Raw genomic sequence first — 14,587 nt, forward strand, 5'->3', positions numbered from 1 at the left:
TCTTTGTTCGAGGATTATAGAACCATTAGAGGCTCAATCGAACACGACGATTGACAGCTTTCTACATCAGTGCTGGGGTGAAAATGCTCGATTGGCCAATTCGCATGGGGAGTTTCATCGCGGCGATCGCCGTCGGGGCGATCGCCGCCTGGTGGATCGATCGGCAATTGCAAGCTGAACTCCCCCGCTGGCACCAGGCGGTGGGAGTTCCTCTAATGCTGTGCCAGTGGGCCATCTGGATCTGGCTGGGCCTGTCTTTGGCCTTGCCGCGATTTTTGGGTGACGTCTATCCCTACTTGGCGATCGCGATCGGTCTATTGCTGTCGATCTTGCTCGTCCAGGCTTGCATCGAACCCCTACGCCGCACCCTGCGCCGCCCGCCCCCCCGCATCTTTTTCGACCTGGCTCAGATGTTCATCAGCGCCACGGTGGCGATCGCCCTAACCTCGCAACTGTTTGAAGGGGTCAACCTGCGCGGCATTTTTAACTGGGTCTTCACCATCTCCACTGTGGGCGCGGTGGTGATCGGTTTTGCCCTGCAAGAGACCCTGGCCAATTTCTTTGCGGGCATCGGCCTGCAATTGGATGCCCCTTTCCTGCAGGGAGATTGGATTGCCGTGGACGAATGCTACGGCGAAGTCTTGTCTCTCAATTGGCGCGCCACAGTGCTGCGCACGATCGATCGCGAAGTCATTTCCATCCCCAACAGCACCATTGGGCGCTCGAAATTGGTCAACTACAGCCGCGAAAACGCCTTTGCCCAACAGGTGGACTTCGGCTTGAGCTACAAAGTGCCCCCCAGTAAAGTGATGCAGGTCTTGCAACAGGCAGCCCAGTCGGTGGATGGGGTGTTGGCCCAGCCCTCCGTCACCACGATTGTCAAAAACTATGCCGACTACTTCATTCTCTATCAAGTGCTCTACTGGAGCCGCCTGCCGGGGGAGCAGCGGCGCATTCAAAGCCAAATTCGCCAACGGGTTTGGTATGCCCTAGAGCGGTCCGAACTGCGGGTGCCGTTTCCCATTCGCGACACGATCGTGCGCCGCCACCGACCGCCGGCTAAAGAGCTGCCCCCCGATGCCCTCGAATGGCTGGCGGCGGTGGACTTTTTGCAGGTGTGCGAATCTTGCCAGCTAGAGGAATTTCTCGATCTCGGCGATCGCCTGCGCTATACCGTCGGGGAAACCATCTGTCGGGTGGGGGAACCGGGCGATCGCTTCTACATCATTCTGGGCGGTCAGGTACAGGTCACGCTCAAACCCGGACGCCCCGTGTTGGCGCGACTGGGGCCTGGAGACTATTTCGGCGAAATTGCAGTTCTGACAGGACAGGTGCGAACTGCCACCGTAATGGCGGTGGAAGACACTTTGTTATTGGCCTTCGAACGCCAAGCCTTTCAACGGTTGATCGACTCCCATCCGCAAATGGCAGAGCGAATTGCACAAGTGATTGCCGAGCGGCAACAGGCTGCCCTCGCTCCCGAGGCCGATCGAGAAGTCCGACGGCAAGAGACTGCCAGTCTCTTCGAACTGGTGCGATCGGAGATTGTAAAGATTTTTGGTCGCCCGTAAGGGTTGCTGCAGCTACTGTCTAGAGTGAGAATCTATTGAGTGGATGGATTATGTCAGGGGTTTCGATCGACGAGTTGAGGGTGATGCCACTGTTTGAGGGGTTAGCGCCCGAACTGTTGGAGCCACTGAGTCGAATCATGACAGTGCGATCGCATCCCGCCAATCAGACGATTATTTTGCAGAACGATTGGGGCAATAGCGTTTACTTTGTGATGGCTGGCTGGGTGAAGGTGCGCACCTTCAATTTAGATGGCAAGGAAGTCACCCTCAATATTCTCGGTCCCGGCGAGGTGGTGGGGGAGATGGCGGCGTTGGATGAAGCGCCGCGATCGACGGACGTGATTGCTCTCACTCCGGCCAAGGTGGCCCTAATGCCTGCCAAATCGTTTATCGAGTTTTTGGAATCGGATTCCGCTTGCGGCGTGCGCTTGGCTCAACTGATTAGCCGTCGCCTGCGGCAAATCAACCGTCGGCTGCAATTGCGCGAGGCGGGCAGCACTGCCCGTGTGGCCGATGTTCTCCTGTTTCTGGCAGAGTTTCGGGGCCATGTCAGTCGGGCGGGGGTCGAAGTGCCCAACTTGCCCCATCGCGAGTTGGGCAGCCTGAGCGGTCTAGCCCGCGAAACCGTCACCCGCATTCTCGGCAAGCTGGAACAGAAAGGGCTGATTCAACGCGATCGCGATCGGGATATCGTCTGCATCCCCAACATGGACAGCCTTGAAGACCTATTGCTCTAATTGCTGTCTTCGCGTTCTGTCGCTATTGTTATAACTTCGCAGCCCTCCACGCTTGTATTGCGGGATTTCCAGGGAACCAGAGAGTACCTTTACGCCTTCTCGTAGCTCGATTGAACAAATTTGAGGCTACTCTAGGAATACACAAGAGCAATCGCTTAAACTTGCGACATGCAAACCACGCTAGACTATATTTCAATTAAGGGATTTCGAAGTATACGTGAAACTGGAAAGCTGGAACTAAGTTCCATCAATATTTTGGTGGGGGCAAATGGCTCTGGCAAATCGAATTTCGTAGGTGCTTTTGACTTTTTAAATGTAATTCGTAGTGGCAATTTACGCAGATATACAGAGGAAAGAGGTGGATCGGATAGAATTCTCCACTTTGGCTCAAAAATCACGCCAAAAATAGAGATAGAGATTTCATTTCGAGAAGGTGTTAATGGTTATGGAATTTCTCTGAGTCCAACTTTTGAAGATTTGTTTTATGTTGAAGAAGAATCTTGTTGGTTTTGGAAAAAACAATATCCACAACCATACACTGAGAATCTTAAATCAACTGATGGTGAAGCAGGAATTAGTCGGCATCAAACAAGAAAGATGGTTAAGTGGTTGCAGTCGAGATTTGATAGCTGGCGGATTTATCACTTCCACGATACAAGCGACAAATCACCGATGAAGCGTATTGCAGATGTAGATGACAATCGCTTCCTGCGACCAGATGGCTCTAATCTTCCAGCTTATCTACTATTCCTTAAGGAGAAACATCTGCCAGCTTATCGCTTAATTTGTAAGATGATCAGGCGAGTTACACCTTTTGTATCTGACTTTCAATTAGCTCCATTGCGCCGCAATGAAAGCAAGATCCGCTTGGAATGGATTCATCAAAATTCAGACCAATATTTCGATGTTTCTTCTCTTTCGGATGGAACATTACGTTTTATTTGTTTAGCAACATTGCTTCTCCAACCCCCCGATCTGCGTCCTTCAGCAATTCTTCTCGACGAACCAGAATTGGGCCTGCATCCTTACGCTATTTCAATGTTAGCTAGCATGATCAAATCTGCTGCGACTGAGACTCAGCTAATTATTTCTACGCAATCACCTCTACTCTTAGATCGCTTTGAGCCAGAAGATGTTTTGGTGACGGAGCTAGAAGAGGGCGCAACAAACATTACCCGTTTAAGTCCAGATAAGTTAGAAGACTGGCTTGAAGAGTATAGTTTAGGACAGTTATGGGAAAAGAATCAATTTGGCGGTAGACCTACGCATGGCTAGATTGTTAGTGTTAGTGGAAGGCGAAACAGAAGAAACTTTTGTGAATGAAGTGTTGGCAGATTATCTTTACTCCAAAGGATTCTTTTCGGTTAAGGCTAAATTGATGGGGAATGCTCGGAATCGGAATCGGCGTGGAGGTATTCGAGGTTGGCCTCAGGTGTGTGAGGAGATTATCCGGCATCTCAAAGAAGATACTGGGGTATATGTGTCAACGATGGTAGATTACTATGCATTGCCCGAAGAGGGAAAAAGTGGAAATGGGTGGCCAGGTCGTTCTCAAGCAAGCAGCTTAAAATATTTAAGTAAAGCTAGACATATCGAGATACAATTAATCAATAATATTGCTAATAAGCTGAAAAATTCCTCATCTGTGAGACGATTTATTCCATACATTATGATGCACGAGTTCGAAGGCTTGCTTTTTAGTGACTGTCAAAAGTTTGCGATTGGTATTTGTCGGGAAGATCTATTTGCTAACTTTCAGCAAATCCGTAATGGATATTCAACGCCAGAAGAAATCAATGATTCACCAGAAACTCACCCGTCTAAGCGCATCACAGACTTGATGCCAGAATATCAGAAACCCATCCACGGAAATTTTGCAGCTATTGAGATTGGGCTCACGACTTTCATGAAAGAATGCCCTGGATTTTACCATTGGATAGAACGAATCGAGAGCATTATCTAGAAGAGACGATTGTCTAAAGATGTGCAATATCTAACCCGTCATCCAGCGCTCTGTAGAAGATGACATAGCCTTCCAAAGACAACCCTCGGACTCCGAGGCGGATTGCTGCATAAACCAAGTCTAGTCAGAAACCTGTAGTTTTAATGAGGCACCTTTTAGTCTCCCTCACTAACGCTGCTAACCACTGCATTCGCCCCCTAAATCCCCCATTCTGGGGGACTTGAATACAGTGCTAGCTGGGGTTTGGAGACGGGGAAGACGAACCGGCGAATCGCGGTCATTAAAGGTGTAAAGCGAAGCCAACAGACTCTCACAAGTCCCCCACTGGTGGGGGATTTAGGGGGCCGAGTGCAATGCCTGAAAACTCCAAGGCTCAACATGGATGAGTTTTAGCGACTCATGCCTATTCCGATCGGCTTACTGGAAGCGCTCTAAAATCTTATTAACGAACATCTCACCATCAATCGGAGGTTGGTGGGTTGAGGCTTCAACCGCCGCATCAATTTTTACTCGTACTTCCTCAACCCATTCTGCTTCGGAGCGATCGTACTCATCTAATAGCCGCAGAGCGATCTCTAAAATCTCTTCAGCAGAGCGATATTTGCCAGCTTGCAGCTTGGTTTGGATAAAGTGTTCTTGTTCAGGAGTGAGATTAATTCTCATAGAAAATATTTATCTAAACTATCTACTATTCTAAACCGAAACCTTAACCTGATTTCCCAAAAATTGTCAGAATTGACTATTCAAATTACAGGCTAAGCACAGCTTACTATAAGTTACACCTCCACTCCTTCCAATTCTGCGTCTGTCAAGTCGTAGAGATCCCTCAATTTCTGCAGCTTGTCCCCATCCACCTGCCAAAATCCACGTCCCTGAGCCTCCAACATGCGTCCGACAATATTGCGAAATGCTTCTGGATTCGCCTCTCGCAATCTCTGAGCCATTTCGGCATCGAAGGCATAAGTCTCTGCTGTTTGGTCGTAGACCCAATTCTCCCGAAAATCAGCGGTTCCAGCCCAGCCCATCAATGCCGTCATGCGCTGCGAAATCTCGTAAGCACCGCCGGAACCCTGCTCGGCCATTGCTGAGGCCCACTTCGGGTTGAGTAGTTTAGTCCGGTACTCCATGCGCAATACATCTTCCAATTGACGCGGCGTGGAATCCTTGGAAAAACTTTCCACAAAACTGGCCGTCACCTTTTTCCCCTGCTGCATTTCAGCCGCTTTCTTTAATCCGCCAGTGTTAGCGTAATATTCTTGAATATCCGTCAGACCGTACTCCACCGAGTCAATCTGCTGCACCACGCGCCCCGTGCTCTGCAGCAGCGTATTCAACACCTCCGGTCGAGCCTGACCTTTATCTCCCCGGCCGTAGCTAAACCCATTGCGTCCGCGCCAGGTTTCCCCCAATTCGTCCCCCGACTCCCAATTCGAATCTGTGACGCGATCGTTGACTAACGAACCAAAATCTCCTGCGGGATTGGAGAACAGCCGAGCAGATGTATTTTCCACCCCCCGAGCTTCCAGTTCTAAGGCATGTTTGCGGATGAAATTGCGATCGCCAGGTTCGTCCGCCGCCGCTGCCCGCACAAACAGGTCGTCCAAAAGCTCGATGATATTGACAAAACTATCCCGAAAAATCCCTGACAAATTCCCTAAAATATCAATCCGTGGATGCTCTAAATCCTCCAATGGCTTTAACTCGTAGCGCACGATTCTGCCCGTTCCTTCCTTGACGGGCTCGGCCCCCACCAGCTCCAGCAGAATCCCCAGCGACTCCCCTTTCGTCTTAATCGCATCCAACCCCCATAACATCACCGCCACGGTTTCGGGATATTCTCCCCGTTCGGCTAGATGTTGAGCGACGATCTTTTGCCCGATCGCCTTCCCCCGCTCGAACGCTGCCGGTGAAGGCATCCGATAGGGGTCCAAAGCATGGACGTTGCGCCCCGTCGGCAAGACCCCCGGACCGTCCCGCAGCAAATCGCCCCCCGGTGCGGGGGGAATGTATTCGCCGTTGAGACCGCGCAAGAGGTTGGCCAGTTCGTCGGTGGTTTGGGAGAGGCGATCGCGAATCTCGAAGGCTTCGTCTAAATGTTGCGCGAATCGATTTGGGTTTGCCTCGCCATCCGGTTCTCGTCGCAATGCGTCTGCACAAAGCTGTTCTGCCTGAAGGCGATCGCCGCCGGAGGCAATGGCATCCAGTACGGTATCGGGTAAGCGATTGTCGAAATAAGCGTTTAAATAACTGGCCAACTGCTCGGAATTGGGGGCGCGACCGAGGACGTGCAAGCCGGAAGAGAACAGGCGATTTTCTAGGACTTGGAGATATTCGTAGAGATCGCGCAAATAGCGATCGAACACTTCGCCGCCAAACAGGTTGGCGTTCTCGTAAGAAAACTCCATCCCCATTTTTTTCAATTCTGGCAGCGGGCAATCGGCATACAGCCCCGTATCCGCAATCTTGCTGCAAATGACTTGCTTGAGCGGGAAGTTTTTCTCGGGATCTTCGCGATACTCGGCAATCAAATCTCGCAGCGCCAGTAATTCTTTGTAGAGTCCGGCCCGACCGTAGGGGGGCACGTTGTGGGAAATCAAAACGCCGTAGCCGCGCCGTTTCGCCAAGATCGACTCGGATGGATTGTTGGCAGCATAAATATAGAGATTGGGGAGATTGCCCAACAAAATATCGGACCAAGAATAGCCGGTGTTGCCCAACGGCGATCCCGGCAGCCACTCCACCGTGCCGTGCATGCCAAAATGCACTACAGCATCCGCACGAAAGTCCTCCTGCAACCACTTATAAAAGGCTGCATATTGCGGGTGTGGCGTCAGATCTCGCTCGAACATCAACCGCATTGGATCGCCTGCCAGCCCGAGGGGAGGTTGAACGCCAATCCAAACATTGCCCAACTGGACACCGCCGAGCAAAAAGCGATCGCCGATTGTGCGAATGCCACTGCCCGCCAGCGACTGCCATTGCTTCTCAATCCGTCGCCGCTGAATGGTATTGAGCCAGCCATCCAGCCGCTGCACCGTTACGGTGGTGGTAGAGGTCTCGTCCAGGCTAGAATGCTCTGGCAACTGACCCACAAATGCCTCGTCTGCCTGCTGCACCTGTCGGATCAGTTCTTCGCCGTCCTCCGGCAACTCGCCGACGTCATAGCCCTGTGCCTTCAACGCCTGCAACAATTGCAGCAACGACTCGGGCACGTTCAGCAGCGCAGCAGTACCGGTAGCTCCATAGCCGGGAGGGAAACCGTAGAGAATAATCGCAATTTTGCGATCGCCTTTTTCCTGTCGCCGCAGCTCGATCCATCGCCGCACCCGCCCCGTCAGCCGCTTCACCCGCTCGGGCACCAAATAAATTTCATCCCCCACCAATCCCCCCAAAGGCACTGGATCGATCGCCCCATCCAACTCCGGCAAGGCATACAGCACCACACTTTGCAGTCCGCCAATTCCCTGTCGCGTCCAGGAGTGAATGTCTTGGATGAGTAGGGGGGCCGAGACGAAATAGGGCACGTTCTTCGCGCTCAAAATGCGCTTGGCCACCTCCACCTGTCGCCCAGCTTCCATCGATCCCGCCGGACCGCCGACTAAGGGAAATCCAATGGTGGAGACGATCGCATCCACTGCAATCGCGTCTTGCTTCAGCGAAGGGGTTTCCACATTGCCCCGCAGCCGCTGCTCTGTTTCGTAGGCGGTTGTCAGCCAATCCCGCACGGCGACGTGGCCTTCGACGCCATTGATGAAAATGGGGACGGGAATGAGATGGGCCGCTTCAAAATAGCGAATCAGTTGGGGGATGTAGGCTTGTTGGGTGATGACGTGTTTGCGGTAGAGCAAGATGCCTACGAGGGGGCGATCGCCGCTGGCGGGGACGTGCTGGCGATACCAATTGAGATAGTCTTGGGGGGACTCAAAATAGCCTTCGAACTCGGGATGCAGGAGCCCCAAGTTGGGGGTTTCGACTGGTGGCGCGATCTCCCCTGCTGCAATATCGAGATATTGCTCCCCTAAATAGGCAAACAGCGACACCACATTCTCGGTGCCGCCGGCATTCCAGTAACCGTAGATCGTCAGCCAATTGCGCAGATCCCGCACTTTGCGACCGGGGACGTATTTGAGTAACTTGGGGCCAACCTTCAAAAAGCTAATATATCCCGCCAGCTTGTCCTCTTCGCGACTGTTGCCAAATTTACTCAGGATAAACGCGACCGGCTTGGGCATGCCTTTGGGCTTCTCGCCAATCGCAAACTTGCCCAATTGGGTCAGCGACATCAGTTCCAGGGCCGACTCAAACACCAGACGAATGGGGATCTCCCGCAGCCGTTCCCGCAGCCACATCACTTGGTCGTAGTCAAACAAAAGGCTGCCGAAGAAGGCTCGGGCTCCTTGCAAGGCGGCTTCGACGCGGGCAGGATTGGCGGCGATATCGCGATCGCTAAACGCACAAATCTCTAACTCGGGACAGCGCTTCTCCACCGCCAGAGCCGCCTGACGATACAGATCGGCATTAAAGGATTCAAATCCGGCGATGAGGACGATGCGGTGGGTCATGGGATCGCGTGCGAAGAGTCTGCTTCGATCCTAGTGGCTCTTTAACGAAATGTTACAAGGGCGATCGAGAAGACTGGATAACGAACGAGGATTGCACTTTTGTTCCAACATCAAAGCCTCAAACCCATACCAAGCCTCAAACCCATACCAATATAGTCTGTTGTGAGATCTGACCTTTACTCGAAGTGTTACGCTATCGCAAACCAAAATGAAGCAACCCGTAAGTTCTCCTAACATCGATAGCCTCTCTCCCTAGAAGTGCTACAACAAAGGCAATTCAGATAGATTCAGCAAGCGTCAACTGAGGAGAGGTTTTGTCAAAACGTCGGGCCCGCCGCAAACCCATACCGGAGTCGGGGAGATCGGCATCTCCCGAAGTTCAGCTAAAAAAGCTGCAAACCCTTGTCCAGCAGCAGAAGTATCGACAGGCGTTAGAGAAATATCAGCAAATCCGGCAATCCTATCCCGATGTCGAGATCGAACCGTCTGAAGCTGAGATCTGGCTGCTGCGAGGCCAGCAGGAATTTTCCCGCGCGAATTACCGGCAAGCGGAGAGTTCTTTTCGCCAAGCACTCGATTTGGGACTAGCGGGCGAAGGGCATTACTGGCTGACGAAGTGTTTGCTGGCTTTGGAGCGATCGCAAGAGGCCCTCGATTGCCTGCAGACAGCATTTGAGAGCAAGCAATTGCCGAAGGACTATTGCGGCTGCTACCTCAAACTGCTGCTCTTACAAGGAGGGGCAGCAACCGTTCAAACCCCGATCGAAAAGCAATCCGGTCGATTTTATGCCCCCCAGTTGCACTGGGCGCGGGGGGTACTAGCTTTGCAAGCCGGGCAGCACCGGGAAGCTCTGAGCCACTTCGGCAAAATGAAGCGACCTGCCACGCCTGAAGATAGCCCCACAGTCTGGATTGCCTATACGCAGCAGCAAATGGAGGATTGGGACGCAGCGGCGGCATCCTTACGCCTGCAGTCTTCTATGCTTTTTTTAAAGCGCTTCGGCGATCCGCTGAGCAAGAAACCTGCCATTCAGCAATTGCGGATTTTGCAGGTCGTTCAGACGAGGCGCTCGGTCTTGGAAGTGCTCGATCCGATGTCCGACCAGTCGAGTCCCGCCTTCGAGCCCGCCCTCGTCGCGGAAGTGGCCAACCTGTTGGAAGCTGGAAAAACACTGGAGGCAGCCCACGCTTGTACGGCATTAGCTTCGCTTCCCCCTCAATTTCCCGAACTGAAGACTCTGTTTCACCCGTTCATGCTGCAGGCAGGGCAACTGGCTTTACAACAGGGCAAGTTTGAGGATGCAGAGTTCTTCTGGGAAAAAATCATCAGCGACCCCCCCTTCGATCCGCAACTGGCTACCAATCTCTATCAGGTACAGCAAGGCAATGACTCTCACTCGAACAGCCTGCGTTTGTTGAAGCAGTTCGAGCAGTGGCTGAAGGCACAAGCAAAACAGCAGTCCCAAGATTGGCCCGAGAGTCGCCTCAACCCTACTTTGGCCAAACTGCAGTGCTGGGTTGCCGATAATTTGATGGCTACGGGCAAGTATCACAAGGCATTTCAAGCCTTGCGGCAGGCGGAGAAACTCTGTCCCGATTCCCCGGAAGTGATGGGTCGCAAAGGATTGAAGGCTAAGGCAGAAGGTAAATTTGCCGAAGCCGCGCCCCTGCTGACTCGAGCGCTGGAAGGCGGTTGCCGGTTTGAAGAAGTATACGTTGCTTTGCTGAAGTGCTGGGACGAATTGGGCGATCGCCAAGCCCGTCGCGAAGCCCAGCGTCGCTTCGGCAAGCACTTCGGCGATATCAATCCCGAATACGACCTCGACCTGCCCTTTTGGCAAGAAGCCCTCTCGACAGGTCGCCTTTCACTGTTCGAGCCGATAATATTGGGCAGCGACTCCGAAGAACCTCCCGTGCTGGCCTGCGATATCTTTTGCGAAGCGGTGGACGTCGACTACGACGGGGAGAGCGATCGCGCCCCAATCAACCAGACAGAAGCTGCCTCGGAATGGGATGCCCTGCTAAATGACCTGGAGCCTGAAGAACAGATTCCCACGCTCCAGGCCATTTATTTATGCTTGCATCTATTCGCCAAACGCCAGAAAGGAATTGCAGCCCTGCAAAATCGGTATCTCGATCGCCTTGCAGCCCTAGCAGGCGAACGTCCCGAGGCGCTGCCCGTTTATCTGGCCATGGCAGCAATGAAAGGCACTAAACTAAAGCAGTTGGAAACCCAACTGCGACAATACCTCAGCTCCAGCCCCCAACCCGATATCGCACTGGCCGAACTGCAATTGATTGTCCGCCGGTTTGATTGCATTCAAACCCTGCGACCGTATTTGCAAGCAGCTCTCGATCGAGATGCCCACAATCCGCTACTGCTCTTAGCGCAAGCGACCACTTGGCGGGTGGGCAGCAAACCTTACCGAAAATTGAAGGAAGAGGGCTTCGAGTTAGCTCGCCAACTTCAGGATGCTGCTGCCCTGCAGGCGTTTCGAGAAGAGGAGGCGCTGCAGGCAACGGCACTGGCAACAGACTTCATGCCCGACCTGCCGATGTTTGGCGGCAGCGGCGATCTCGATATCGAGAAAATTATTCAGCGGATGGCAGAACAAATGATGGGTCAGAAGCTCTCGCCGGAAGAGCTAGAGGCGATTCTGCCGCAGATGGCGGAGATGTTTGCCAATGGTCCGCCCGCATTCGGCTTCGATGATGGTGGCGATCCAGATTTCCCGCCGGATGACTTCGATGCGAGACCGACAAGCTCAGATATTCCGTTCGAGCGCGGCAAGTCCAAGTCTAAAAGCTCTAAGAAGCGCAAGCGGGGGTTTTTGCCTTAACCTCACTCCCTATAACATCATTGCCTGGAATTCTCCATGAACGAATATTACGAATGCCTGGGGGTTGCCCCCAATGCGACGCCAGCCGAAATTAAGCGAGCCTATCATGCCAAACTGCGCGAGTTTCCCGCCCACACTCACCCGCAGGAATTCAAGGCCGTTCGCGCCGCTTACGAAGCACTGCGCAAAGGGCCGCAGCAGCAGTTGGATATCTTGGCACCGCGTCCCATTGAGGTCAGCATAGATACCGAACTGGTCGAGCAAATACGCCAGCGGGCGATCGCCGAGCTAGAGGTCAGTTTGGAGGACTTGATACGACTCACCTTCTAATGCAAGATTGAAACCAAATTTCAAATTTTCTTCTATCCGGTAACACCCTTGCCCTCCTCTATCCGAGAGATAATCGCTCAAAAGGTCCAATTGCGTCGCGAACAGGAAAGCTTGTTCGTCGATCTCCTTAAGGTTTTAGATGAGCTCGATCGCGCCTGCGAGCACTGGCAGGCTGCTGCTGTCGAGCAAGCTCCTCCTGAAACCCAACAGTCCCAATCTTTTAAGCTCCGATCGCCACTGACAGTCATGCGACACTGGCTCGATCGCCTACTCCGCTGGCCTGCACTGCAGCCGCGATCGCCATCGACGGCAACTGCGGATTTAGCTAGTATTGTCGCCAGCGGTCGCGACGGGGCAGAATTGATTCGGCAAACTCTGCTAGAGGTCTTGCAGCAACGACAGGTAACCCCGATTGAAGTGGTGGGACAGCCATTCGATCCCGAGACAATGTATGCCGTAGATCGTCAGAAGAGCGAGGCAGTTGCCGAGAATACTGTGCTACAAGAGGTGGTGCGAGGCTATCGCTGGCACGATCGCATTTTGCGCGAGGCTCGCGTGATTGTGTCGATATCTGCTTCTGCAGACAACTAGCCTGCTTGTCTGCCCCGTCCAGAAGTCCAAATCCAGCAATTTAACGACATGGCAAAAGCAGTTGGCATCGATCTCGGTACGACCAATTCCGCCGTTGCGGTGGTGGAGGACAGCCAGCCCTGGGTGATACCGGATGGGGATGGCGAAGAACTCTTGCCCTCTTGCGTGGGCATGAGTGCGAATGGCAAGTTGCTGGTGGGACAGACAGCTTTGCGGCAATATGCCGCTGCCCCCGAACGCACGATCAAGTCGATCAAGCGGCAGATGGGAACTGCACAGACCTCGAAGTTGGGCGATCGCGAGTATTTGCCTCAAGAAATTGCCGCCATTATCCTCAAGTCTCTCAAACAGCGAGCTGAAGAGACCTTGGGAGAAGAGATAGCGCAAGCGGTGATTACAGTTCCCGCTTACTTTACCGATGCACAGCGCCAAGCCACCAAGGATGCCGGAGAGATTGCCGGATTGGAGGTGCTGCAGATCCTGAACGAACCGACGGCAGCGGCACTGACGTACGAGTTGAATGCGGAAGAGACCGAACAGGTGCTGGTATACGATCTGGGGGGCGGCACCTTTGACGTGTCGATTGTGGAAATTGCGGGGGATGTTACAGAGGTTTTGGCCAGCCACGGCAATAATCGCCTGGGAGGGGATGACTTCGATCGCCGCCTGCAGGTTTACCTGGCCGACCAGTTTCGCCAGACCCACAATATGGCAGTACCGGAAGATGCAACTACGCAAGCTCGCCTGTTGCAGGCGGCAGAGCGAGTCAAGCTCGATCTGAGCAGCAATGCTTTTGTCACCGTGCGGGAAGCCTTTTTAGCCAGTAAGGGCAAGACGGCGCTTCACTTAGAAACCGAGGTCTCGCGAGAGCGGTTTGAGGAGCTGATTGCGCCGTTGCTCTCGGAAACGCTAGGGGCGATCGATCGCGCTTTAGAAGACGCCAAGTGCAAGGCAGAAGATTTAGATCGCGTCATTTTGGTGGGGGGCTCCACCCGTATCCCCTTGGTACAGCGATTGGTGGCAGAGCATTTGGGCCAAGACCCGATTGACAGCATCCAACCGGAGTTGTGCGTTGCCTTGGGGGCTGCCCTGCAGGCAGGCGTGCTGACCGGCGAAGCGGTGGATGCCATTTTGGTGGATGTGATTCCCCACTCGCTGGGCATTTCCGTGGTGGAGGAAACGCCCATGGGGTACTTGCCGGGGCTATTCAGCAGCATTATTCCGCGCAATAGCGTGATCCCCGTTTCCCGTTCCGAGGTGTATTCCACTGTGGCAGACGGCCAGAAAGCGGTGGAAATCGAAATCTTTCAGGGGGAGAACGCGATCGCCAAAGAAAATGTGCCCCTAGGCTCGTTCATGGTGGAAGATTTGCCCAACAAACCAGCGGGGGAGCTGCAAGTGGAAGTGCATTTTGACTTTGACTTAAACGGCATCCTGACGGTGACGGCGACTGAAAAGGGTAAGGGTCAGAAAGACACTTTAGTGGTGAACAATGCCGCCACTAGCCGCATGTCCAGCCACGATCTCAAGCAATCCAAACTCGGGATCGATGCGCTTTTCGAGCTGGATGAGGATGATGTGGCAATGGCCGAACTGCTGGATGAGGCTTACGGGACTCTGGAGGGGCTGGAATCGGATGCTGCTGCGAAGTTGCAGGCGGCGATCGTCAAGGTTGAAAAGGCGATGGAGGCGGATGAGGACGATCGAGTGGAGCAACTGCTAGAAGAATTAAAGACCCTGCTCGCCGAGCGTGAGACCTCTCCCGAATAATAGTTTGGAGCCAATTTTGGCAACGGATACAGCATCGCTGGTCAACATTCTCGAACAGGATTATCGGCGTTTCCCGCAGGAAGCGTGAATGTTTATTATGGCACCTACCTCGACCTTCCAAAGAGTCACAGCAATGCCCGAGTTTTTGTCTATTCAGGCTGCCGCCCCTCCACCCGAGCTGTGTTTCCGAACTTACGATTGGTGATGTGCCGGTAGGGGCACT

General features: G+C 53.3%; 10 protein-coding genes. 8 read left to right on the top strand and 2 right to left on the bottom strand.

Going from position 1 to position 14,587, the window contains the following annotated elements; translation table 11 throughout:
* The first annotated feature begins 83 nt into the window (after window positions 1–83).
* From SYN7336_RS17855 to SYN7336_RS17870, 4 genes are all read left to right on the top strand, one after another.
* The gene (locus SYN7336_RS17855) at window positions 84–1,571 is read left to right on the top strand and encodes a mechanosensitive ion channel family protein (RefSeq protein WP_038026086.1); all 1,488 of its coding nucleotides are present in this window, start codon (window positions 84–86) and stop codon (window positions 1,569–1,571) included.
* Window positions 1,572–1,654: 83 nt separating this feature from the next.
* Window positions 1,655–2,308: a cyclic nucleotide-binding domain-containing protein gene (locus SYN7336_RS17860; RefSeq protein ID WP_017327304.1), complete on the top strand. Its 654-nt coding sequence runs from the start codon at window positions 1,655–1,657 to the stop codon at window positions 2,306–2,308.
* Window positions 2,309–2,476: 168 nt separating this feature from the next.
* Complete coding sequence (locus tag SYN7336_RS17865; protein ID WP_017327305.1) at window positions 2,477–3,583, top strand: AAA family ATPase; 1,107 nt, start codon at window positions 2,477–2,479, stop codon at window positions 3,581–3,583.
* Window positions 3,576–4,271, top strand: coding sequence for a DUF4276 family protein (locus SYN7336_RS17870; RefSeq protein WP_017327306.1), 696 nt, complete (start codon window positions 3,576–3,578; stop codon window positions 4,269–4,271). The genes SYN7336_RS17865 and SYN7336_RS17870 overlap by 8 nt, the downstream gene beginning before the upstream one ends.
* 417 nt (window positions 4,272–4,688) lie before the next feature.
* Here the strand turns inward: SYN7336_RS17870 and SYN7336_RS17875 are convergent, their stop codons facing one another.
* Both SYN7336_RS17875 and bchH read right to left on the bottom strand, forming a co-directional pair.
* Window positions 4,689–4,934 carry a type II toxin-antitoxin system ParD family antitoxin gene (locus SYN7336_RS17875; RefSeq protein WP_017327307.1) on the bottom strand — a complete coding sequence of 82 codons (246 nt, stop codon included), beginning with the start codon at window positions 4,932–4,934 and terminating at the stop codon, window positions 4,689–4,691.
* Window positions 4,935–5,047: 113 nt separating this feature from the next.
* Window positions 5,048–8,833, bottom strand: coding sequence for a magnesium chelatase subunit H (gene bchH / locus SYN7336_RS17880; protein WP_017327308.1), 3,786 nt, complete (start codon window positions 8,831–8,833; stop codon window positions 5,048–5,050).
* 314 nt (window positions 8,834–9,147) lie between these two features.
* On the opposite strand from bchH, the gene SYN7336_RS17885 reads away from it, so the two are divergent.
* From SYN7336_RS17885 to SYN7336_RS17900, 4 genes are read left to right on the top strand one after another with little or no spacing between them, the layout of a single operon-like run.
* Window positions 9,148–11,673: a tetratricopeptide repeat protein gene (locus tag SYN7336_RS17885; RefSeq protein ID WP_017327309.1), complete on the top strand. Its 2,526-nt coding sequence runs from the start codon at window positions 9,148–9,150 to the stop codon at window positions 11,671–11,673.
* A 36-nt stretch (window positions 11,674–11,709) separates the two neighbouring features.
* Entirely contained in the window at window positions 11,710–12,003 is a 294-nt protein-coding gene (locus SYN7336_RS17890; RefSeq protein ID WP_026101121.1) for a DnaJ domain-containing protein, read from the top strand.
* A gap of 48 nt (window positions 12,004–12,051) precedes the next feature.
* The gene (locus SYN7336_RS26580) at window positions 12,052–12,594 is read left to right on the top strand and encodes a nucleotide exchange factor GrpE (protein ID WP_038026090.1); all 543 of its coding nucleotides are present in this window, start codon (window positions 12,052–12,054) and stop codon (window positions 12,592–12,594) included.
* A gap of 48 nt (window positions 12,595–12,642) precedes the next feature.
* Window positions 12,643–14,364 (top strand): Hsp70 family protein, encoded by a 1,722-nt coding sequence (locus SYN7336_RS17900; RefSeq protein ID WP_017327311.1) that lies wholly within the window; start codon window positions 12,643–12,645, stop codon window positions 14,362–14,364.
* Window positions 14,365–14,587: the final 223 nt, after the last annotated feature.

It is taken from the genome of Synechococcus sp. PCC 7336 (assembly GCF_000332275.1).
Taxonomy (GTDB): Bacteria; Cyanobacteriota; Cyanobacteriia; order Thermostichales; family PCC-7336; genus PCC-7336.